Genomic DNA, 20,871 nt, shown 5'->3' on the forward strand with positions numbered 1-20,871 from the left:
ATCACTTGACAGCCTTTCCGTCCAGGACCGTCGGCTCGCCACGCAGGAAGGTCGCCACGATGCGACCCGGCAGCGTCATGCGGGCGTACGGGGTGTTGCGACTGCGGCTGGCCAGCTCCGCGGGCTCGATCACCCGGCGAGCGGCCGGGTCGACCAGGGTGAGGTTGGCCGGCACGCCGGGCGCCGGGTCGAGGCCGTGGGAGTCGAGCCCGGCGATCCGGGCCGGGGTGCGCGACATCCGCTCGGCGATCAGGTCCCACTCCGGCCCGAACACGTCGAGGGCGATCGACAGCGCCGTCTCCAGGCCGAGCATGCCCGGCCGGGCGTACGCCCACTCGCACTCCTTGTCCTCCACGGCGTGCGGGGCGTGGTCGGTGGCGATGACGTCGATGACGCCCTCGGCCAGCGCGGCGCGCAGCGCCGCGACGTCGGTGGCGGTACGCAGCGGCGGGTTGACCTTGTAGACCGGGTCGTAGGTGGCCGCCCGCTCGTCGGTGAGCAGCAGGTGGTGCGGGGTCACCTCGGCGGTCACCCGCACCCCGCGCGCCCTGGCCTGGCGCAGCACCTCGACGCTGCCGGCGGTGGAGACGTGGCAGACGTGCAGCCGGCTGCCGACGTGCTCGGCCAGCAGCACGTCCCGGGCGATGATCGCCTCCTCGGCGACGGCCGGCCAGCCGGTCAGCCCGAGCCGGGTGGAGACCTCACCCTCGTGCATCTGCGCGCCCTCGGTGAGCCGGGGCTCCTCGGCGTGCTGGGCGATGACCCCGTCGAACGCCTTGACGTACTCCAGGGCCCGGCGCATCAGCCTGGGGTCGGCGACGCAGTACCCGTCGTCGGAGAAGATCCGCACCCGGGCGGCGGAGTCGGCCATCGCGCCCAGCTCGGCCAGGCGCTCGCCGGCCAGCCCGACGGTGACCGCGCCGATCGGCTGCACGTCGACGAGCCCGGCCTCCCGGCCCAGCCGCCAGACCTGCTCGACCACCCCCGCGGTGTCGGCGACCGGGGAGGTGTTGGCCATCGCGCAGACGGCGGTGTAGCCGCCGAGCGCCGCCGAGCGGGAGCCGGACTCGACGGTCTCGGCGTCCTCCCGGCCGGGCTCGCGCAGGTGGGTGTGCAGGTCGACCAGGCCGGGCAGGGCGACCAGCCCGGCGCCGTCGACGACGGTGGCGTCCGGCGCGGTCAGCCCGGCGCCGGTCTCCGCGACGACGCCGTCGCGGATCAGCAGGTCGGTCGGCGCGGCGCCGACGACGCTCACGCTCCGGATGAGGTACGAGGTCACAGGTTGTTCCCTCCGAGCAGCAGGTAGAGGACGGCCATCCGCACGGAGACCCCGTTGGTGACCTGTTCGACGATGGTGGAGCGGGGCGAGTCGGCGACCTCGGGCGTGATCTCCATGCCGCGGTTCATCGGGCCGGGGTGCATGACGATCGCGTGCTCGGGCAGGCGACGCATACGCGGGCCGTCGAGGCCGTAGCGGCGGGCGTACTCGCGGGCGGAGGGGAAGTAGGAGTCGCCCATCCGCTCCCGCTGCACCCGCAGCATCATCACCACGTCGACGTTCGGCAGCACCGCGTCGAGGTCGTAGGAGACGTCGGTGCCCGGGGCGAGCGCGGCCGACGGGCCGCCCACGCGGGCGTCGCCCAGCGAGAGGTTCGGCGTCGCGGCGCCCGCCCTGGCGGCCCAGTCCACCGGGATGAGCGTGGGCGGGCCGACCAGGGTGACCTTGGCACCGAGGGTGGACAGCAGCAGCACGTTGGAGCGGGCCACCCGGGAGTGCAGCACGTCCCCGACCACCGCGACGTGCAGGCCGGCGAGCCGGCCCAGCCGGGAGCGCATCGTGTACGCGTCGAGCAGCGCCTGGGTGGGGTGCTCATGGGTGCCGTCGCCGGCGTTGACCACCGACCCGTCCACCCAGTTCGCCAGCCGGTGCGGCGCGCCGGAGGCGGGGTGCCGGACGACCACCGCGTCGGCCCCCATCGCCTGGAGGGTGAGTGCGGTGTCCTTCAGGCTCTCGCCCTTGGTCACGCTGGAGCCCTTGGCGGAGAAGTTGATCACGTCGGCGCTGAGCCGCTTGGCGGCCGCCTCGAAGGAGATCCGGGTCCGGGTGGAGTCCTCGTAGAAGAGGTTCACCACGGTCCGGCCGCGCAGCGCGGGCAGCTTCTTGACCTCCCGGCCGGCGACGGTGGCCATCTCGGCGGCGGTGTCGAGGATCTGGGTGGCGGTGGCCGCGTCCAGGTCGGCCCCGGAGAGCAGGTGCCGGATCATGAAGTGGTACCCCCGAAGAGCCTGACCTCGTCGATGCCGTCGGTCTCGGCGAGGGTGACCTTGACGCTCTCGGTGAGCGCGGTCGGGATGTTCTTGCCCACGTAGTCGGCGCGGATCGGCAGCTCGCGGTGGCCGCGGTCGACCAGGACGGCAAGCTGCACGCAGGCCGGCCGGCCGACGTCGTTGAGCGCGTCGAGCGCGGCCCGGACGGTGCGGCCGGAGAAGAGCACGTCGTCGACGAGGATGACCCGCTTCCCGTCGATGCCGCTCGGCGGGAGCTGGGTCGGGCCGATCGCGCGGGTGGCGTGCCGGCGCAGGTCATCGCGGTAGAGAGTGATGTCGAGCACCCCGACCGGGACGTCGACGTCCTCGAAGGTGCTGATCCGGGCGGCGAGCCGGCGCGCGAGCGGGGCGCCCCGGGTGGGAATGCCGAGCAGGACGGTGTCGGCGGCGCCCTGGGTCTTCTCCAGGATCTGGTGGGCGATCCGGTCGACGACGCGCTGGACGTCAGCGCTGGCGAGGATCACCTTCACCGAGGGTTGTCGCTCCTGCGCTGACAGGGCAGCCGGTGGGCAGGCCACGGCGGACCTCCTTCCCCGCCTCACGGGACGGGTCGTTAAAGGACGTCTGGATTTCCGGTCGGATCGCGGGCGGCCCGGACCGGGACTTCACGCCACGTTACCAGCGGTCACCGGGCCGACCGCCGGCACCCACTGATCCCCGGATCAGCGCGGCGAAATGGGGACAAGTCCCCCGCGCACCCCAACGGTAAGGTCACGACCACTTGACCATGTGTCGCAATCCCCGTACCGTCACGCTCCGTAGCGATCGCTGGGAGAACCCCAAAGCAGCACTGGGAGTGTCCGAATGCCCTCTGAATACGCCAAGTCGCTGGGCGCCCGCCTGCGCTCCATCCGCCAGCAGCAGGGCTTGTCCCTGCAGGGGGTGGAGGAGAAGTCGAACGGGCGGTGGAAGGCCGTGGTGGTCGGCTCGTACGAGCGCGGCGACCGGGCCGTCACCGTCTCCCGCCTGGCGGAGCTGGCCGACTTCTACCGCGTTCCCGTCTCGGAGCTGCTGCCCGACGGCAGCGGGGTGCGCCACGAGCCCACCAGCAAGATCGTCCTGGACCTGGAGCGGCTCTACGACGAGGCCTCCGAGGACCTCGCCTACGTCGCCCGGTACGCCCGCGCCATCCAGCAGCAGCGCGGCGACTACAACGGCCGGGTGCTCTCCATCCGCGCCGACGACCTGCGCGCCCTGGCGATCGTCTATGACGCCTCGCCGTCGGGTCTGATCGAGCGGCTCACCGAGCACGGGGTGCTGGTCGCCGACCCGCGGGCGTTCTTCGCGTCCTGAGGTGCCGTCACAGCGAAGGGCCCGTGCCGTCCGGCACGGGCCCTTCGCTGCCTACGGGGTGCGGCTGACACCCCCGTCGGGTCAGCGGGTGGCGTACTCGGCGATCCGGCCGAGGATGCCGTTGAGGAAGCGCGGCGAGTCGTCGGTCGACATCTGCCGGGCCAGCTCCACCGCCTCGCTGATCGCCACCGCGTCGTCGATCTCGTCGACGTAGAGCAGCTCGTAGACGGCGATCCGGGCGAGGTTGCGGTCGACCACCGGCATCCGGTCCAGCGTCCATCCCTCGGCGTAGCTGGCGATCACCTCGTCGATCCGGTCGAGGTGGGAGGCGACCCCCTCGACCAGGCCGACCGCATAGCCCAGGTGCTCCGGCCGCGGCTTCTCGATCCGCTCGACGTAGCCGGCGAGCACCTCGACCGGGGGCCGGTCACGCAGGTCGGCCTCGTAGAGCACGTCCAGCGCCCGCTTCCGCGCCTTGCGGCGCGACGGCATCTGCTGTTTGGGGCCCTCGGCCATCAGGATCGGCCGAGGTAACGGCCGTCGCGGGTGTCGACCTTGATCTTCTCGCCGGTGGTGATGAAGAGCGGCACCTGCACGGTCGCGCCGGTCTCGACGGTGGCCGGCTTGTTGCCGCCGGTCGACCGGTCGCCCTGCAGACCCGGCTCGGTGTAGGTGACCTCGAGCACGACCGAGGTCGGCAGCTCGATGTAGAGCGGAAGACCCTCGTGGGTGGCGACGGTGGCCTCGGCCTCGGGGAGGAGGTAGTTCGCCGCCTCACCGACGGTGCCGCCGGGGACGGTGATCTGGTCGAACGTCTCCAGGTCCATGAAGACGTAGTCCTCGCCGTCGGCGTACAGGTACTGCATGGTGCGCTTGTCGACGGTCGCGGTCTCGACCTTGGTGCCCGCGTTGAAGGTCTTGTCGACGACCTTGCCGGACAGCACGTTCTTCAGCGTCGTGCGGACGAACGCCCCACCCTTACCGGGCTTGACGTGCTGGAACTCGACGACGGCCCACAGCTCCCCGTCGAGGTTGAGTACCAGGCCGTTCTTGAGGTCGTTGGTGGATGCCATTTCCTGCCTTGATCATCAATTGGCGGACAGACCTGGCAAGTCTACTAGTTGTGTCCAACCGGCGACTCCGCCTCCGGTCGGCCCCCTCTCGGCCCGACCAACCCCGCCCTTCTGCTCACGGTGCGTCACCGGCAGGGCCACCCTCGGGCACCCCCACCCCCTCCTTTGCTCTGCTGCCCCGGACGCAACCGTCACCGAACGTGTCCGCGCCCGAAGGAGCGGTCGATCGCACGACGATCCATCAGAGCAGCTCACGTCCCGTGTTGCCGGGAGGGCAGCAGAGCAAAGGCGTCAGGGGAGGTCGGCGGCGGGGAGCCGCACCTCACCGAGCGTGAAATGACTCGCCGACCACTCACGGTGATCGTCAACGACGGCAGGCCGGGCGCGGCGTGCCCGGCCGTCGACGGCGATCGTGCCGCCGGTCACGCGGTGACCCGGCACCGCGACGGTGGCGTACGGCTCCGGTTGCAGGGGACGGCCGCTCGGGCGCCCTGCGGCCCGGACCGCTCAGCCGGTCGCGCCGAGGCGGGTGGCCAGGTGGCGCAGGGCGAGGCGGTAGCCGTCGACGCCCAGGCCGCAGATCACCCCGGTCGCCACGGCGGAGACCACGGAGTGGTGCCGGAACTCCTCCCGGGCGTGGATGTTGGAGATGTGCACCTCCACCAACGGCCCGCGCAGCATCGCGCAGGCGTCCCGGACCGCGATCGAGTAGTGCGACCAGGCAGCCGGGTTGAGCACCACCGCCGCCTGCTCGTCGGCCGCCTCGTGCAGCCAGCCCAGCAGCTCGTGCTCGGCGTCGGTCTGCCGGACGAGCACGTCCAGCCCCAACTCGCGGCCGGTGTCGACACAGAGCGTCACCAGGTCGGCGTAGCTGGTCACGCCGTACACGTCGACCTGCCGGGTGCCGAGCCGGCCCAGATTCGGCCCGTTCAGCACGTACACCCTCACGGTGCCACCCTCGTTCGCGGTTGCCGGGCTCGCGGACCCCGGTCACGTCGCACGCTCACCCGCTGATCTCCCGGTAGGCGGCGTGCAGCAGCTCGTCGTCCGGCCCCTCCAGGATCGCCGGCCGGGCCAGGGCGTCGAGCACCACGAAGCGCAGGGTGCTGCCCCGGGCCTTCTTGTCCACCCGCATCGCGGCCAGCAGGTCGGGCCAGGCGTCGGCCGGGTAGCTGGTGGGCAGGCCGAGCGCGGCCATGACCGTGCGGTGCCGCTCGGCGGTGGCGGCGTCGAGCCGGCCGGCCAGCCGGGCCAGGGCGCCGGCGTAGACAGTGCCCACCGCGACGGCGTGCCCGTGCCGCCAGCGGTAGCCCTCCACCTTCTCGATCGCGTGCGCCAGGGTGTGGCCGTAGTTGAGCACCTCGCGCACCCCGGACTCGCGCAGGTCGCCGGAGACCACGTCGGCCTTCACCCGGATCGCCCGCTCGATCAGCTCGCGGGCCACCGGGCCGGTCGGGTCGACGGCGGCGGCCGGGTCCCGCTCGACCAGGTCGAGGATCACCGGGTCGGCGATGAAGCCGCACTTGACCACCTCGGCCATCCCGGCGGCCAGGTCCGCCGGGGGCAGGCTGTCCAGCGTCGCCAGGTCGCAGAGCACGCCGGCCGGCGGGTGGAACGCGCCGACCAGGTTCTTGCCGGCGGCGGTGTTCACGCCGGTCTTGCCACCGACCGCCGCGTCGACCATGCCCAGCAGGGAGGTCGCCACCGGCACCCAGCGCACCCCGCGCAGCCAGCAGGCGGCGACGAAGCCGGCCAGGTCGGTCACCGCGCCCCCGCCCACCCCGACGACCGCGTCGGTACGGGTGAACCCGGCCGCGCCGAGCCGCTCCCAGCAGTCGGCGGCCACCTCGATCCGCTTGCCCGCCTCGGCGTCGGGCACCTCGATCGGCAGCGGGGTCACGCCGACCGCGCGGAGCCGTTCGGCCAGCGTGTCGGCCAGGTCCTTGAGCGGCGGCGCGAACAGCAGCGCGACCCGCTCGGCGCCCGGCAGCAGCCGCGGCGGCGGATCGAGCAGGTCTCGTCCCACGAACACGTCGTACGGCCGCTCGCCGCCGACCGGAATCCGGGTCACCTCGTCCATCGCAGGGGAGCCTAGTGCAGCCGGCAGCGCCGCGACCATGGCCACCACGACCATCGACGGCGCCGACATCCGGCTACCCGCCACCATCCTCGGCGTCGGGCTCGGCGGCCGGCGGCTGAAGCCACTGGCGTACCGCGAGCTTCGGTGCGGGCGCGGCGCTGCTCGCGGTGGCCGCGGTGCTGCCCGGCCACGACCTGGTCGGGCACATGTGGCGGCACCTGCTGGTCGGGATGCTGGCGCCGCTCGGGCTGGTGCTCGGCGCGCCCGGCACCCTCGCGCTGCGCACGGTGCGCCGCGTCGTCGGGCGGGCGGCGCTGCGGGTGCTGCGCCACCTGGGGCGCGGCGAGGCCCGCGCCGGCCGGGACCGGTGGTGCCGGCAGGACCGGTGGCGGCCGGGACCGGTGGACGGCCTGGTTCGTCAGCCGGACGGTGGGGCGGGGCCGGGCCGGTCGGCCCAGCCGGCCAGCCGGGTCGCGTGGGCGCGGACGGCGTCGCGCAGCGCGTCCGGGCGGAGCACGGTGAACGGCCAGCCGAGCCCGGCGAGCAGCTGCGCCATCCCGTCGAGGTGCTCGGCACGGGTCCGGAGCAGCACCCCGTCGGCGACCTCGGTGAGGTCGCCGACGCTGGGCGGGACGCGGCGGCGGGCGGCGACCAGATCGGTCTCCAGCAGCACCTCGACGGAGTGCGCGTACGGCACGCCGGCCAGCGAGCGGGTCACCTGGGCCACCGGGTCGAAGTCGTCCGGCACGGCGAACGTCTCCGGGCCGGTGCTGACCGCGCCGATCCGGTCCAGCCGGAAGGTGCGTACCTCGTCCCGGAGGTGGTCGTAACCGGTGACGTACCAGCGGCCGGCGTGGAAGACCAGCCCGTACGGGTCGAGCTGCCGCCGCGACGGGTCACCCCGCCAGGAGCGGTAGTCCAACGTCACCCGCCGCCGCTGCCGAGTCGCCGCGCCAAGGGTGAGCAGCGTGCCGGTGGCCGGGCGCAGCGTCGGGTCGGCCCGGCGCAGCGTGAAGCCGAGATGGTCCTGGACGGCGGTGAGCCGCTCCGCGAGGGGAGCCGGCAGCACCCGCCGGATCTTGGCCAGGGCGGTGGTGGTGGCCGGCTCCTCGGTGCCCAGCCCCAGCCGTTCCGCCGCGACCAGGCCGAGCAGCACCGCCACCGCCTCGTCGTCGGTGAGCATCAGCGGCGGCAGCTTGTAGCCGGGGCGCATCCGGTAGCCGCCGTACCGGCCCCGCTCGGCGGTGACCGGGATGCCGAGGTCGACCAGGGTGGCGGCGTACCGGCGCACGGTGCGCTCGTCGACGCGCAGCCGGTCGGCCAGCTCGACGCCGGTGAGCCGGTGGTGGCTCTGGAGCAGTTCGAGCATCGCGAGCACCCGACCGGCCGGATGTGACACGGGCCACCTCGCAATACCGGGCGGGAACTGTCCGGATTCCAGCCTACGGTGTCCATGGACATCGAGATGAGGGAGATCCGAGATGGCGACGTTCGTGCTGGTGCCGGGGTTCTGGCTGGGCGGCTGGGCGTGGCAGGAGGTGACCCGCGACCTGCGCGGGCGCGGCCACGACGTGTACGCGGTGACGCTGACCGGGGTGGCCGACCGGGCCCACCTGGCCGGCCCGGAGGCGGGCCTGGAGACGCACACCACCGACCTCACCGCGCTCATCGAGGCGGAGGAACTGCGCGACGTGGTGCTGGTCGGGCACTCCGGCGGCGGGATGCCGGTGACCCAGGCGGCCGACCGGATGCCGGACCGGATCGCCCGGGTGGTCTACGTGGAGAGCGGGCCGCTGCCCGACGGCGTGTCCCAGTTCGACACCAACCCGCCGGAGGAGCAGGAGCGGCTGCGCGCGCGGATCGGCGACGGGCACCTGCTGCCGCCACCGGCCTGGGAGCCGGCCGAGGACCCGCAGAACCTGGCCGGTCTCAACGACGCCGCGCTGGCGCTGCTGCGGCGCCGGTCCACCGGGCACCCGCTGGGCGCGGCGACCGACCCGGTACGGCGTACCGGTGGGCGGCCGGTGCCGACCGCGCTGGTGGCGTGCACGTTTCCGGTGGAGGTGGCCGCCGCGATGATCGCCGAGGGCCACCCGTTCTTCGCCGGTCTCGCCGGCGCCGAGCTGCACGGGCTGCCGACCGGCCACTGGCCGATGCTGAGCGAGCCGAAGGCCCTCGCCGACCTGCTCGACACCATCGCCCGGGGCTGACCGCCGGCCGGGTCAGGGCTTGAGCAGGGCGACGATCTCGGCGGCCAGCTCCGGCGGGGTACGCCCGTCGGTGACCACGGTCGCGGTCGCCACCTCGGCGTAGAGCGGGCGGCGCTGGTCCAGCAGGTGTTTGAGGGTGGCCCGGGGGTTGATCGCGAGCAGCGGCCGGCCGGCGCCGAGCCCGACCCGCCGCACCGCGTCGGGCAGCTCCACCGACAGGTGCACCACGGTGTGCCCGACCAGCGCGGCGCGGTTCTCCTCGGCGAGGATCGCGCCGCCGCCGAGGGCGAGCACCCCGCCGTGCGAGGCCAGCGCCGCCGCCACCGCCGCCCGTTCGAGGGTACGGAAACGCGCCTCCCCCTCGTCGATGAAGATCTCCGGGATCGGCTTGCCGGCCAGCCGCTCGATGTCGGCGTCGGTGTCCCGGAACTCGACCCCGAGCAGCGCCGCCAACTCCCTGCCGAGGGTGGTCTTGCCGGAGCCGGGCGCCCCGACCAGCACGCAGACCGGCTTCGTCACCGGATCACCAGCGCGTCGAGGTAGCCGGCGACGTTGCGGCGGATCTCCGCCACCGAGTCGCCGCCGAACTTCTCGGTGGCCGCCTCGGCCAGCACCAGCGCCACCATCGCCTCGGCGACCACCGCCGCGGCCGGCACCGCGCAGACGTCGGAGCGCTGGTTGATGGCGGTGGCCGGCTCGCCGGTGGTCACGTCGACCGTCGCGAGGGCCCGGTTCAGCGAGGAGATCGGCTTCATCGCGGCCTTCACCCGCAGCGGCTCGCCGGTGGTGATGCCGCCCTCCAGGCCGCCGGCCCGGTCGGTGACCCGACGGACGCCGGTGGCGGTCGGCATGATCTCGTCGTGCGCCTCGGAGCCACGCGAGCGGGCCTGCTGCCAGCCGTCGCCGATCTCCACGCCCTTGATCGCCTGAATGGACATCAGCGCGGTGGCCAGCCGGGCATCGAGCTTACGGTCCCACTGCACGTGGCTGCCCAGGCCCGGCGGCACCCCGTACGCCAGCACCTCGACCACGCCGCCCAGCGTGTCGGCGGCCTTCTTCGCGGCGTCGACCTCGGCGACCATCCGGGCGCTGGCCTCGGGGTCCAGGCAGCGCAGCGGGTCGGCGTCGATCCGCTCGGCGTCCTCCGGCCGCGGCCGCAGTCCCGGCTTGGCGGCGACCGGGCCGAGCTCCACCACGTGCGAGACGATCTCGATGCCGAGGGCCTGCTTCACCAGCGCCTTCGCCACCGTGCCGACGGCGACCCGGGCAGCGGTCTCCCGCGCGCTGGCCCGCTCCAGGATCGGCCGGGCGTCGGTGTGGCCGTACTTCTGCATGCCGGCCAGGTCGGCGTGGCCCGGCCGGGGGCGGGTCAGCGGGGCGTTGCGGGCCTGCCGGGCCAGCTCGTCGGCGTCGACCGGGTCGGCGGCCATCACGGTCTGCCACTTGGGCCACTCGGAGTTGCCGACCCGGATCGCCACCGGGCTGCCCAGGGTGACGCCGTGCCGCAGGCCGCCGATGACCTCGACCTCGTCCCGCTCGAACGACATCCGGGCGCCCCGGCCGTAGCCCAGCCGGCGCCGGGCCAGCTCGTCGGCGATGTCGCCGGTGGTCACCGCCACCCCGGCGGGCACCCCCTCCAGCAACGCGACGAGGGCGGGACCGTGCGATTCACCTGCAGTCAACCAGCGCAACACAGCGGTCAGTCTGTCACGCCCGGTGGCGGACCCGACGCTCCGCCCGCCGCGTCCCGTCCTGCGGACACGACCGGTTGACCGGAGCCCGCAAGACCACCTTGCCGCACCCGGGCATTGTCGCTGAGCGCGGCTTGGCAACAGGCAACAGGCCGCCACAGGTGTGAGAGTTGACTCTCACGAATCGTGAGAGGAGACTCTCACGTCATGGACTCCAATAATCGCCTGGGCGATATCGAGATCACTGATCCGCAAGCCATGCGGGCGTTGGCGCATCCGGTGCGGCTGGCGATCCTTGACCACCTTCAGCGGCACGGGCCTGCGACCGCCACGCAACTCGCGCCCGACGTGGGAGCGACGCCGTCGGTGACCAGTTGGCATCTGCGTCACTTGGCCAGCTTTGGGCTGGTCCGCGACAGTGAGCCCGGCCCGGACCGCCGCCAACGGCGGTGGGAGGCAGTAGCACGCGGCTTCCGATTCGAGACGCCGCAAGACCCGGCTGATGAGGAGGGCCAGTCAGCCGCGCGGGTGCTGTCGCAGCAGATGTTCCGGCGCTATGCCGACCTCCCGAGCCGATGGGCTGCCGAAGTCGAATCCGAACTCGATCCAGCGTGGCGCAGGCTGGCCGGGCTGGCCAACACCCGCGTCGTCGTTTCCGCTGAGGAACTCGCCGCCATCGAGGACGGGATCGAGCGCATTCTTGCGCCGTACGTCACTCGCGACCCGGCTGAGCGGCCCACCGACGGCCGCGGCGTCCGGCTGATGCGCTACGTCCTGCCGGAAAGTGCCGGGGAGCAGACCGGGCAGACACCGTGAACAGCCTGGAGCAGACCGCTACGACATCGCTGTGGTGGGATCGACGGTTCCGCCGCTTCTGGGCCGGTCAGTCGGTCTCGCAGTTCGGCGACCGGATCACCGAACTGGCCCTGCCCCTGATCGCCGTCAGCGCCCTGAACGCTACCGCCAACCAGGTGGCGTGGCTGACCGCACTCATCTGGACCCCGAACCTGCTCGCAATCTTCCTGGGTGCCTGGGTCGACCACCGAGCCCACAAACGCCGTCTGATGATCCTCGCCGACCTTGTGCGGGCGGCAGTGCTGCTCAGCCTCCCGGCGGCCTACCTGCTAGGGGCGGTGACACTGGGGCAGTTGTATGCCGTGGCGTTGCTGACCGGCGCCGCCGGGGTGCTGTTCAATACCGCCTATCCGCCATTCTTCGTGCGCCTCGTGCCGCGCGCGTCCTACGTCGACGCCAACAGCAAGCTCAGTGCCAGCCGGTCCGCATCGTATGTCGCCGGCCCGGCCATCGGTGGCGCACTGGTCCAGGCGCTGACCGCACCCGTGGTCATCGTCGTGGATGCCCTGACCTTCCTGGCGTCAGCGGTCCTGATCAGCCGGGTCTCGGTCGACGAACCGCCGGCCGCCTCCGGCACCGCAGCGGCGCCCTCGCTGTTGCGGCGTGCCAAGGAGGGCTTGACATTCATCGTCCGTCACCCAGTACTGCGGGCCAGCCTCGGCTGCGCGACAACCGTCAACTTCTTCACCTTTGTGGCAGGCAGTGGGCTGATCGTGCTGTTCGCCACCCGGAGCCTCGGACTGTCCGCAGGAGTGATCGGCATCGCGTTCGGGATCGGCGCCACCGGTGCCCTCCTTGGCGCGGTGTTCGCCCCGAAGGTCTCGCGACTGTTCGGTGTGGGGCGCAGTATCGTCGTGGGCGCGGTGCTGTTCCCGGCGCCGATCGCCATCGCCGCCATTGCGGACGGCCCGCTCTGGCTCCGCGCCGGAGCCTTGGCTGCGGTCGAGTTCCTCTCAGGCTTTGGCGTCATGCTGTTCGACGTCAACCTCAACTCCCTCCAGGCCACGGTGATCCCCGACGGCATGCGCAGTCGCGTGGCCGGCGCGTTCAGCACGATCAATTACGGCGTACGCCCCGTCGGCGCCGTCGTCGGCGGGCTACTCGCTACCCTCATCGGCCTGCGAGCGACCCTCCTCATCGCCGCCGTCGGCGGAGCCCTGTCGCTGCTCTGGCTACTGCCCTCACCGATACCCCGCATCCGCTCCCTGGCTCCGAACGACACTGCGGATACGGCTGGTGACGCGGTCGACGACAACCCCGCTGGATCGGCAGTTGCCAGCGGCATCCCGTCCTGCTGAGTTCCACGTAGAGGCACTTACGAGACCGGCGGGACGCTCCGGACTCCGGGATTCATCGTCACCCATTGTTCGGCGACGCTCTCCGGCACGTCCCGGATCGACAGGGTGCCGTCCTTGCGCTCTCGCGGATACTGCGGAGGGATGACGCGCGCGTCGAGCTGAGACGCCAGCAGCTGGAGGGCCAGCGCCGATGATGAACACGTACCAGCGCCGATGATGAACACGTACGGCACCAGCGAGAACGACTGGTCCCGCCAAGTGACACCGGTCACGCTCAGGCTAGCCAGGGAAGCCCGGCGCGGTGTGCGGCCACCGCCCGGGCCATCGCGGCGCGCGGCGCGGGCACGCCGGTGAACTGCTCGAACTGGCCGACCGCCTGGGCCAGCAGCAGGTCCAGCCCGGAGACCACTCGGCAGCCGGCGGCCCGGGCCGACGCGGCCAGCGGGGTCGGCCACGGGTCGTAGAGGGCGTCGAAGAGGACCGTCGACGGCCGCCAGCGGAGCTCGCCGGCCAGCGGGTCGGCGACGCCCTTCGGCACGGTCGAGACGACGACGTCGGCCCCGGCGTGCGCGGTGGCGTCCGCCCAGCCGGCGCCGGCCAGGGCCACCCCGACCGCCCGGGCGACCGGCCGCAGCTCGTCGACCGCCGCCGCCCGGCGGGCCACCACGGTCACCGAGGCCGCGCCGAGCCGGGCCGCCGCGGCCAGCGCCGCGCGCGCGGTGCCGCCGGCGCCGAGCACGGTCACCGTGCCGCCGGGGGCCACCCCGGCCGAGGTCAGCACCTCGACCATGCCGGTGATGTCAGTGTTGTCGGCGTACCAGGAGCCGTCGGGACGGCGAACCAACGTGTTGGCGGCGCCAACGGCGGCCGCGACCGGCGACACCTCGTCGGCCACCGCGAGCGCCGTCTCCTTGCCCGGCATGGTCACCGACAACCCGGCCCACTCCGGGCCGAGACCCGCGACCAGGGCCGGCAGCTCCGCGGCCGCACACTCGATCCGGGTGTACGACCACCCGGCGAGCCCGGCGGCGGCGTAGCCGGCGTTGTGGATCACCGGGGAGAGGGAGTGCGCGATCGGTTTGCCGAGCACCGCGGCCCTGTGCACCGTCACGTCACTCCCCCGCTCCCCGAATCACGATCGGATCAGGGCAGCGTAGCGACTCAGAGCACGCCGTTCTGCTTCGCCTTCTCGATGTTGCGCTCGTGCTCGGCGTTGGTCGTGGCGAACGCCGAGTGCCCCTGCTTGTCGATGGCGACGAAGAAGAGCCAGCCACCCCCCGGCGGGTCCATCGCCCCCTGCAACGCCTGCTTGCCCGGGTTGTTGATCGGGGTGGGCGTGAGGCCCGGGTGGGCGTGGGTGCTGTACGGATTCTTCGGGTCGCGGATCTCCGCCGTGGTCATGTCCTTCGACGCCTTGGTCTTCTTACCGGTCAACTCCCAGTAGTAGTTGACCGAGACGTCGAACTCGAGACAGCTGCACGGGAACTTGCCGGTGTAGGCACGGTTGTAGGCGACCCGGGCGATCTTGCCGAGGTCGTCGGCGTTGCCCGCCTCGGCCTGGGCCATCGAGCCCACGATCAGCGCCTCGTACGGGCTGATCTTACGTTCGGCCTCGACCCGGTCGGTGAACTTCATCTCCCCGGTGACGGCGAGGAAGTTGCCGACCATGTCTTTGAGGATGCTCTCGGCGGTGGCGTTCGGCGCGATCTCGTAGGTGTCCGGGTAGAGGAAGCCCTCGATCGACTTGACGACCTTCTTGTCGTCCTTGCGGGTGAACCAGAAGTCCGGCACGCCGAGCGCCTCCGGGTCCTTGGCGGCGGCCTCGAACTCCTTGACGGGGATCTTGGTCTTCTCGGAGAGCAGCTTGTAGATGTTCTTGGAGGTGCGCCCCTCCGGGATCGTCACCTGGTTGGTGACCTTGTTCTTCCGGTCGAGCAGCATCGCGAGCGCCTTCTCCGCGCTCATCTGCTTGCGCACCTTGTACAGGCCGGGCTGGATGTTCTTGCTGAGCGCGTTCGCCTCGGCCGCCTCGATGAAGGCCTTGGTGCTCTTCACCACATCCGCGGTCACCAGGGTGTCGCCGATGTCGGCGATCAGGGCGCCCTGCTTCACCTCGACCATCGCCTCGCCGCTGCCGGCGCCGTCGTAGTCGGGGGTGACGAAGTAGTTCTGGATCCGGTCGAAGCCGTAGAAGGCGCCGCCACCGATGCCACCCAACAGGACCAGCGCCATCAACAGGGCGAAGATGGTCTTGCCCCGGCCGCCCGACCTGCCGTCGCGTCGGCCGCGTCGGTGCCGGCCCTTCTCACCCCTCTCCGGCTCGTCGAACCCGAGGTCCAGATCGTCGATCATTCCGTCCGCCTCCGCTGCGCTTCCAGCCAGCTCTGCAGGATCTCGACCGCGGCGGCCTGGTCCACCACCGCGCGTTGGCGCTTTCCCCGGACGCCACGCTCCGCCAGCCTACGAGACGCGACGACGGTCGACATCCTCTCGTCGGTGAGCGTCACCGGAACCGGCGCTATCACATCAGCCAGACGGTCCGCGTACGCCGTCACGTGACGCGCCGCCGGGCCGATCTTACCGGCGAGATTGACCGGAAGGCCCAGAACGACCTCCACGGCTTCGTGCTCGGCGACCAACTGCGCGAGCTGCGCCATGTCCGTCGGCACCGCGTCGGGCGCCGCCGTCAGGTCCCGGGCGAGGGTGACCAGCGGGGTGGCCAGCACGCCGTGCGGGTCCGACCGGGCCACCCCGACCCGGACCTGTCCGACGTCCACCCCGAGCCGGACACCTCGGGTCAATTCACCCACGGCAGGTCACTCCCCGGACGGGACGGGCCAGGGCGGACCGCGTCGGTCCGCCCTGGCCTCCATCGTGCGCGATCACGCCTCGGCGATCGCCTTCTCGACAGTGAGCAGCAGGTTCGGCGCTTCCGCCGCCGGCAGTCCGCCGCCCTGGGCGACGTCGGGGCTGCCCCCACCCCGGCCGGAGAAGGCCGCCTTGACCAGGTCGTTGGCGGCCAACCCGCGACCCCGGGCCGCCGCGTTCACGGCCACCACCAGGGACGCCTTGCCGTTCGACCGGGCGGCCACGGCGACCACCGCCGGCCGGGTCGGGTCGATCTTGCCGCGGATCTCCTGGGCGAGGGTCCGCACGTCGTTGCCGGCCGCGCCCTCCGGCGCCTCGGTGCCGACGTACGCCACCCCGCGGACGTCCTTCGCCTGCCCGGCGAGCGCCGCCGCGCCGCCCAGCACCAGCTGGGCCCGGAGCTTCTCCAACTCCTTCTCGGCGTCGCGCAGCTGCGTCACGGTCTGCTCGACCCGGTCGGCGACCTGGTCGCCGGGCACCCGGAACAGCTCCGCCAGCCGGGAGACCAGCAGGTGCTCCCGGGCCAGGAAGCCGAACGCGTCCATGCCGACCAGCGCCTCGATCCGGCGCACGCCGGACCCCACCGACGCCTCGGAGAGGATCTTGACCAGGCCGAGCTGGGCCGAGCGGGCCACGTGGGTGCCACCGCACAGCTCCCGGGCGTAGTCGCCGACCTCGACGACCCGGACCCGCTCGCCGTACTTCTCGCCGAAGAGCGCCATCGCGCCGATCCGGCGCGCCTGCTCCTGGCTGGTGATGAAGGCGTGCACCTCCAGGTCCGCCAGGAGCACCTCGTTGACCTGCTGCTCCACGTCGTGCAGCACGCTCGGCGCCACCCCGGTCGGGGTGTTGAAGTCGAACCGCAGCCGGCCCGGCGCGTTCAGCGAACCCGCCTGGGTCGCCGACTCGCCGAGGAAGTTGCGCATGGTCTGGTGCACCAGGTGGGTCGCGGTGTGCGAGCGGGAGATCGCCCGCCGCCGGGTCACGTCGATCTCCGCGTACCCGGTCTCACCGGCGCGCACCTCGCCGCGCAGCACCTTGGCCCGGTGCACGATCAACCCCGGCACCGGCTGCTGCACGTCGAAGACCTCGACCTGGCCGCCACCGACGGTGATCAGGCCCTGGTCGGGCTGCTGGCCACCGCCCTCGGCGTAGAACGGGGTGGTGTCGAGCACCAGCTCGATGGTGTCGCCCTCGACCGCCGCGCCCACCTCGGCGCCGCCGGAGAGCAGCGCGCGGACCCGGGACTCCCGGTTCAGCTCGGTGTAGCCGGTGAACTCGACCGCCCCGCCCGCGTCCAGCACCGACCGGTACGCCGACACGTCGGTGTGCCCGGTCTTGCGGGCCTGCGCGTCGGCCTTGGCCCGGTTGCGCTGGTCGGCCATCAGCCGGCGGAAGCCCTCGGCGTCCACCTGCAGGCCCTGCTCGGCAGCGATCTCCAGGGTGAGGTCGATCGGGAAGCCGTAGGTGTCGTGCAGCTGGAACGCCTTGTCGCCGGAGAGCGCCGGCTTACCGGCCGACTTGGTCTCGGCGATCGCGGTGTCCAGGATGGTGGTGCCGGCGCGCAGCGTGGAGAGGAAGGCGTCCTCCTCGGCGTACGCGTACTGGGAGATCCGGTCGAACTCCTCGGCCAACTCCGGGTACGACGGGGCCATGCAGTCCCGGGCCACCGGCAGCAGCTCGGGCAGCGCCCGGTCCTGGTAACCCAGCAGCCGCACCGACCGGATCGCCCGGCGCATGATCCGGCGCAGCACGTAGCCGCGCCCCTCGTTGCTCGGGGTCACCCCGTCGCCGATCAGCATCAGCGCGGTACGCACGTGGTCGGCGACCACCCGCAGGCGCACGTCGTCCGGGTGCGACTCGCTGGCCACGTGCCCGGAGTGCGCGCCGTACCGCTTGCCGGTCAGCTCGGCCGCCCGGTCCAGGATCGGCCGGACCTCGTCGATCTCGTAGAGGTTGTCGACGCCCTGCAGGATGGAGGCCATCCGCTCCAGGCCCATGCCGGTGTCGATGTTCTTCGCCGGCAGGTCGCCGAGGATCGGGAAGTTCTCCTTGCCGGTGCCCGGGCCCCGCTCGAACTGCATGAAGACCAGGTTCCAGAACTCCATGTAGCGGTCCTCGTCGACCTCCGGGCCGCCCTCGCGGCCGTAGGAGGGGCCGCGGTCGTAGAACAGCTCGGAGCAGGGGCCGCACGGGCCGGGGATGCCCATCGACCAGAAGTTGTCCGCCTTGCCGCGCCGGACGATCCGCTCGGCCGGCACGCCCACCGAGCGCCAGATCTCGAACGCCTCGTCGTCGTCGAGGTAGACCGTCGGCCAGACCCGCTCCGGGTCGAGCCCGTAGCCGCCCTCGGCGACCGGTTTGGTGACCAGCTCCCAGGCGAGCGGGATCGCTCCGTCCTTGAAGTAGTCACCGAAGGAGAAGTTGCCGTTCATCTGGAAGAACGTGCCGTGCCGGCTGGTCTTGCCGACCTCGTCGATGTCCGGGGTGCGGATGCACTTCTGCACGCTGACCGCCCGCTGGTACGGCGGGGTCTGCTGCCCGAGGAAGTAGGGGACGAACTGCACCATGCCGGCGTTGACGAACAGCAGGTTCGGGTCGCTGATGGCGGGCAGCGGAGCGGACGGCACCACGGTGTGCCCGTTCGCCTCGAAGTGGGCGAGGTACCGCCGCTTGATCTCCGCCGTCTTCATCGCTGGTGTTCCTCCGGAAAGATCTCTCGGTCGCCGATGCGCGGGTCCTCCCGCAGCTCGGCGAACTGGTCGTCGAACGTCTCGCCCCGGGCGAACGCCTCGTGGATCTCCTGCTCGCGCTCGGCCATCCCGACCCGTACGTCCTCGACGAAGCTACGCAGCGACTCGACCAGGCCGCCAGCGGATTCGGACAGCCCGCTCGCGATGCCGGCCGGGGTGTACGCCTGCGCGGTGCGGGTCGCCTTGTGGACCACCACCACGCCCACGGCCAGGCCGATGCCCAGCCAGAACAGTCGCCTCATGCTCTCATCCCTCCCGCTCGTCGCCGATCGGCTCAGCGGTTGCCGCGCCGCGCGGCGCGGCGCTGCTGCTTGATGGTGTCGCGCACCTCACGCTCGGTCTCGGCGTGCCGGCGGGCGGACGCGGCCCGGCGGACGCCGTACCCGAAGGCGGCCACCTTGACCAGCGGGTTGGCCGCGGCGGCGGAGACGACAGTCGCCAGGTTCGCCACGTTGGCGGTGACGTTCTGCGCGTGGGTGGTCATGGTGTCGACCTTGGCGAGCTGGAGGTTCACCCCGTCGAGCGAGGTCTGCACCTGCTCCAGTGCGGTGTTGACGTTCTTCACGGTGGTGTTCACGTCGCCCAGCAGCGGCGCGGTGCGGTCGTTGAGGTCGTTGATCATCCGGGTCGTGGCATCCACGGTGTGCCGCAGCCGCAGGATGGGCAGCGTCAGGATCAGTACCAGCATCGCGAACGCGATCGCCGCGATCAGCGCCGCGACCTCTCCATACTCCACGCCTGTCCTCCTCGAGCAGAGTTCCGGAACGGGACGTCCGGAACGCGCGACCGTCAGGGGCACACCGTCACTCCGCGCCCCATGAAGGGTCAGCGGGAGCGGGCGGGCGCGCCAGCCCCAGACCCTACCGTCCGTGAGGGAAACCGGCTCAGGACGGTGAGCGTGTCGGTTCCCCGAGCGGATCCTCGGTGAACGTCGGGAAGGGATCCTCACCGGTGAGCGACGGATCAGTGCTCGGCTGTGGCCGGGTCCGCTCGTCGTCGATCGCGTTGCGGACCTTCACCGACACCAACGATCCGGCACACCTCCCCGCTGCGGGCGACGCCTCGGTGGACGGCGGGACCGCCGGCTTCCCGCTGACCTGCGGCGACGCGCAGGTCGGTTCGCGCACCCACAGGTCGAGGGTGAGCTCGTCGCGGCGCCAGCAGGTGTACTGGCCCTTCTCCTTCTGCTCCGGGCAGTGGCTGACCTGCCACGGCTCCCAGCCGTCCTTGCGCAGCGCCGCCTCGTACGCCCTGGCGGTCTCCTCCGGCGCGCGCTCCGAGGACACGGTGCGTTCCCGCAGCCGGCAGTCCTGCAGGCACCAGCGGCTGCCACTGACGTTGTCGACCGTCCGCGCCGCCGCCCAGCTGGGCACGTCGAGCGCGTCGAGGGTGTTGAAGACCGGGTCGTGGCTGAGCGTACGGATACCGAAGTAGAGCGGGATCGCGCCGAGCAGCACCACGCTGACCAGCACCAGGATGCCCAGCCGGAGCCGGCGCCGCTCACGCATCTGCCGGCGCAGCTCGGAGCGGGCGCCACCCAGCCCACCGGCGGTCGGCCCGGCGGGCTCCTCCCCGGCGGGCCGGCGCGGGCCGTCGGCCGATTCCGTCGCCGGTCGCGGCCCGGCCGGCGGTACGACCGCCGCCGCGCGGGCGACGCCCACCGGCTGGTCCGGGCGCGGCGGGACGGGCCCGGTGGCGCCCGGCTCCGGCCGACCGGGCTGCCGCTGCGGCCCGGTGGCCCGATCGGGGTGCTCGTCGGGGCGGACCGCCGGGGCGGCCGCGCGGGCGACCGCCGGTCGGCCCGGCGCGCCGGCACGCGGCCCGGACTCGGGCGCGGGACCGCCCCGGCGCGGATCGTCGTCCGCCGGTCGGGCGGCACCCGGGGCGGGGCCGTCCGGGCGCACCGCCGCGCGGGCCGGTCCACCGGGGCGGACACCGGGGTCACCGGGACGCCCGCCCGGGGCCGGACCGCCGGGGCGCGACTCGGGCTGCTGCTCGGGAACGGCGGGACGGGGGCCGGGCACCGCGGCGGCACCACCGGAGGGCGCACCGGGAGCGCCCGAGCGTCCGCCCTGCGTGGGGGCGGCGCCAGCCGCCCGGGGACCGGCTTCCGGGCCGGCGGGGCGCGCCTCCCGGGTCGGCTGCGGGCCGTCGACACGCGGGCCCCGGACGGGGGCGGCACCCGCTGTCGGGTGCGGGCCGTCGGGCTGCGTGCCCCGGGCCGGGGCCGGGCCGCCACGACGGCCGGTGGCCTGCGGACCCGGGGGCACGGCCGCGGGCCGGCCGGACGAGGTGGAGCGGTCGACGATCGGCAACGCATCGGTGTGCGAGGTGCGGCCCGCCTGGCGCAGCCAGTCCGCCGGCCGTTCCGGACGGTCGCCGCGCGGCGTGCCGCCGGGCGGGGCCGCCCGGCGTCCGGTGC

At 72.8% G+C, this 20,871-nt stretch carries 23 protein-coding genes and 1 pseudogene; 5 read left to right on the forward strand and 19 right to left on the reverse strand.

Translation table 11 applies throughout. From position 1 onward, the window contains the following. Nucleotide 1: 1 nt before the first annotated feature. Genes ABZ807_RS02115 through pyrR form a run of 3 tightly spaced genes read right to left on the reverse strand, consistent with a single transcriptional unit; the run spans nt 2 to nt 2,846 of the window. Nucleotides 2–1,279 (reverse strand): dihydroorotase, encoded by a 1,278-nt coding sequence (locus ABZ807_RS02115; RefSeq protein WP_357151607.1) that lies wholly within the window; start codon nt 1,277–1,279, stop codon nt 2–4. After that, nucleotides 1,276–2,265 carry an aspartate carbamoyltransferase catalytic subunit gene (locus ABZ807_RS02120; protein ID WP_357151609.1) on the reverse strand — a complete coding sequence of 330 codons (990 nt, stop codon included), beginning with the start codon at nt 2,263–2,265 and terminating at the stop codon, nt 1,276–1,278. The genes ABZ807_RS02115 and ABZ807_RS02120 overlap by 4 nt, the downstream gene beginning before the upstream one ends. Beyond that, nucleotides 2,262–2,846: a bifunctional pyr operon transcriptional regulator/uracil phosphoribosyltransferase PyrR gene (gene pyrR, locus ABZ807_RS02125; protein ID WP_357151611.1), complete on the reverse strand. Its 585-nt coding sequence runs from the start codon at nt 2,844–2,846 to the stop codon at nt 2,262–2,264. The genes ABZ807_RS02120 and pyrR overlap by 4 nt, the downstream gene beginning before the upstream one ends. A gap of 286 nt (nt 2,847–3,132) precedes the next feature. On the opposite strand from pyrR, the gene ABZ807_RS02130 reads away from it, so the two are divergent. Continuing rightward, a complete protein-coding gene (locus tag ABZ807_RS02130) occupies nt 3,133–3,621 on the forward strand; it encodes a helix-turn-helix domain-containing protein (protein ID WP_013285505.1) in 489 nt (162 codons plus the stop codon). 81 nt (nt 3,622–3,702) lie between these two features. On the opposite strand, the gene nusB is transcribed toward ABZ807_RS02130, so the two are convergent. The 5 genes from nusB to ABZ807_RS02155 form a co-directional block, all read right to left on the reverse strand. After that, nucleotides 3,703–4,113 carry a transcription antitermination factor NusB gene (gene nusB, locus ABZ807_RS02135; RefSeq protein WP_357109116.1) on the reverse strand — a complete coding sequence of 137 codons (411 nt, stop codon included), beginning with the start codon at nt 4,111–4,113 and terminating at the stop codon, nt 3,703–3,705. Between the two features lie 23 nt (nt 4,114–4,136). Then, the gene (efp, locus tag ABZ807_RS02140) at nt 4,137–4,694 is read right to left on the reverse strand and encodes an elongation factor P (protein WP_357151613.1); all 558 of its coding nucleotides are present in this window, start codon (nt 4,692–4,694) and stop codon (nt 4,137–4,139) included. Between the two features lie 507 nt (nt 4,695–5,201). After that, nucleotides 5,202–5,642 (reverse strand): type II 3-dehydroquinate dehydratase, encoded by a 441-nt coding sequence (aroQ, locus tag ABZ807_RS02145; protein ID WP_357151615.1) that lies wholly within the window; start codon nt 5,640–5,642, stop codon nt 5,202–5,204. A gap of 55 nt (nt 5,643–5,697) precedes the next feature. Beyond that, nucleotides 5,698–6,774, reverse strand: a complete 1,077-nt coding sequence (aroB, locus tag ABZ807_RS02150) for a 3-dehydroquinate synthase (RefSeq protein ID WP_357151616.1) — start codon at nt 6,772–6,774, stop codon at nt 5,698–5,700. Nucleotides 6,775–6,847: 73 nt separating this feature from the next. After that, complete coding sequence (locus tag ABZ807_RS02155) at nt 6,848–6,982, reverse strand: hypothetical protein (RefSeq protein WP_357151618.1); 135 nt, start codon at nt 6,980–6,982, stop codon at nt 6,848–6,850. Here ABZ807_RS02155 and ABZ807_RS02160 point away from each other — a divergent pair. Beyond that, nucleotides 6,951–7,043, forward strand: a pseudogene (locus ABZ807_RS02160) (cytochrome c oxidase assembly protein); the annotation flags it as partial. The gene ABZ807_RS02155 and the pseudogene ABZ807_RS02160 sit on opposite strands and share 32 nt — an antisense overlap. Before the next feature lie 149 nt (nt 7,044–7,192). Here the strand turns inward: ABZ807_RS02160 and ABZ807_RS02165 are convergent. Continuing rightward, on the reverse strand, nt 7,193–8,173 hold the full coding sequence (locus ABZ807_RS02165; protein ID WP_357151620.1) for a YafY family protein: 981 nt from the start codon (nt 8,171–8,173) through the stop codon (nt 7,193–7,195). Between the two features lie 82 nt (nt 8,174–8,255). On the opposite strand from ABZ807_RS02165, the gene ABZ807_RS02170 reads away from it, so the two are divergent. Next, the gene (locus ABZ807_RS02170) at nt 8,256–8,984 is read left to right on the forward strand and encodes an alpha/beta hydrolase (RefSeq protein ID WP_357151622.1); all 729 of its coding nucleotides are present in this window, start codon (nt 8,256–8,258) and stop codon (nt 8,982–8,984) included. Nucleotides 8,985–8,996: 12 nt separating this feature from the next. Here ABZ807_RS02170 and ABZ807_RS02175 read toward each other — a convergent pair whose 3' ends face one another. Both ABZ807_RS02175 and aroC read right to left on the reverse strand, forming a co-directional pair. Then, nucleotides 8,997–9,503 carry a shikimate kinase gene (locus ABZ807_RS02175; RefSeq protein WP_357151624.1) on the reverse strand — a complete coding sequence of 169 codons (507 nt, stop codon included), beginning with the start codon at nt 9,501–9,503 and terminating at the stop codon, nt 8,997–8,999. After that, nucleotides 9,500–10,678 carry a chorismate synthase gene (aroC, locus tag ABZ807_RS02180; RefSeq protein ID WP_357151626.1) on the reverse strand — a complete coding sequence of 393 codons (1,179 nt, stop codon included), beginning with the start codon at nt 10,676–10,678 and terminating at the stop codon, nt 9,500–9,502. The genes ABZ807_RS02175 and aroC overlap by 4 nt, the downstream gene beginning before the upstream one ends. Before the next feature lie 204 nt (nt 10,679–10,882). Here aroC and ABZ807_RS02185 point away from each other — a divergent pair, with 204 nt between their 5' ends. After that, the gene (locus tag ABZ807_RS02185) at nt 10,883–11,491 is read left to right on the forward strand and encodes a helix-turn-helix domain-containing protein (RefSeq protein WP_357151628.1); all 609 of its coding nucleotides are present in this window, start codon (nt 10,883–10,885) and stop codon (nt 11,489–11,491) included. Then, entirely contained in the window at nt 11,488–12,828 is a 1,341-nt protein-coding gene (locus ABZ807_RS02190) for an MFS transporter (protein ID WP_357151630.1), read from the forward strand. The genes ABZ807_RS02185 and ABZ807_RS02190 overlap by 4 nt, the downstream gene beginning before the upstream one ends. Before the next feature lie 17 nt (nt 12,829–12,845). Here ABZ807_RS02190 and ABZ807_RS02195 read toward each other — a convergent pair whose 3' ends face one another. The 8 genes from ABZ807_RS02195 to ABZ807_RS02230 all read right to left on the reverse strand — a co-directional run bounded on the left by ABZ807_RS02195 (nt 12,846) and on the right by ABZ807_RS02230 (nt 19,957). Continuing rightward, the gene (locus ABZ807_RS02195; protein WP_357151632.1) at nt 12,846–13,100 is read right to left on the reverse strand and encodes a hypothetical protein; all 255 of its coding nucleotides are present in this window, start codon (nt 13,098–13,100) and stop codon (nt 12,846–12,848) included. Nucleotides 13,101–13,102: 2 nt separating this feature from the next. Next, entirely contained in the window at nt 13,103–13,939 is an 837-nt protein-coding gene (locus tag ABZ807_RS02200) for a shikimate dehydrogenase (protein ID WP_357151634.1), read from the reverse strand. A 50-nt stretch (nt 13,940–13,989) separates the two neighbouring features. After that, complete coding sequence (gene mltG, locus ABZ807_RS02205) at nt 13,990–15,180, reverse strand: endolytic transglycosylase MltG (RefSeq protein WP_357151635.1); 1,191 nt, start codon at nt 15,178–15,180, stop codon at nt 13,990–13,992. Then, complete coding sequence (gene ruvX / locus ABZ807_RS02210; protein ID WP_357151637.1) at nt 15,177–15,638, reverse strand: Holliday junction resolvase RuvX; 462 nt, start codon at nt 15,636–15,638, stop codon at nt 15,177–15,179. The genes mltG and ruvX overlap by 4 nt, the downstream gene beginning before the upstream one ends. A gap of 72 nt (nt 15,639–15,710) precedes the next feature. Continuing rightward, the gene (gene alaS / locus ABZ807_RS02215) at nt 15,711–18,389 is read right to left on the reverse strand and encodes an alanine--tRNA ligase (protein ID WP_357151639.1); all 2,679 of its coding nucleotides are present in this window, start codon (nt 18,387–18,389) and stop codon (nt 15,711–15,713) included. Then, complete coding sequence (locus ABZ807_RS02220; protein WP_357151641.1) at nt 18,386–18,691, reverse strand: hypothetical protein; 306 nt, start codon at nt 18,689–18,691, stop codon at nt 18,386–18,388. The genes alaS and ABZ807_RS02220 overlap by 4 nt, the downstream gene beginning before the upstream one ends. 32 nt (nt 18,692–18,723) lie before the next feature. After that, a complete protein-coding gene (locus ABZ807_RS02225; RefSeq protein ID WP_357151642.1) occupies nt 18,724–19,185 on the reverse strand; it encodes a DUF948 domain-containing protein in 462 nt (153 codons plus the stop codon). A gap of 148 nt (nt 19,186–19,333) precedes the next feature. Next, nucleotides 19,334–19,957 carry a hypothetical protein gene (locus ABZ807_RS02230; RefSeq protein ID WP_357152207.1) on the reverse strand — a complete coding sequence of 208 codons (624 nt, stop codon included), beginning with the start codon at nt 19,955–19,957 and terminating at the stop codon, nt 19,334–19,336. Nucleotides 19,958–20,871: the final 914 nt, after the last annotated feature.

It is taken from the genome of Micromonospora sp. NPDC047548, from assembly GCF_040642975.1.
Classification (GTDB): Bacteria; Actinomycetota; Actinomycetes; order Mycobacteriales; family Micromonosporaceae; genus Micromonospora.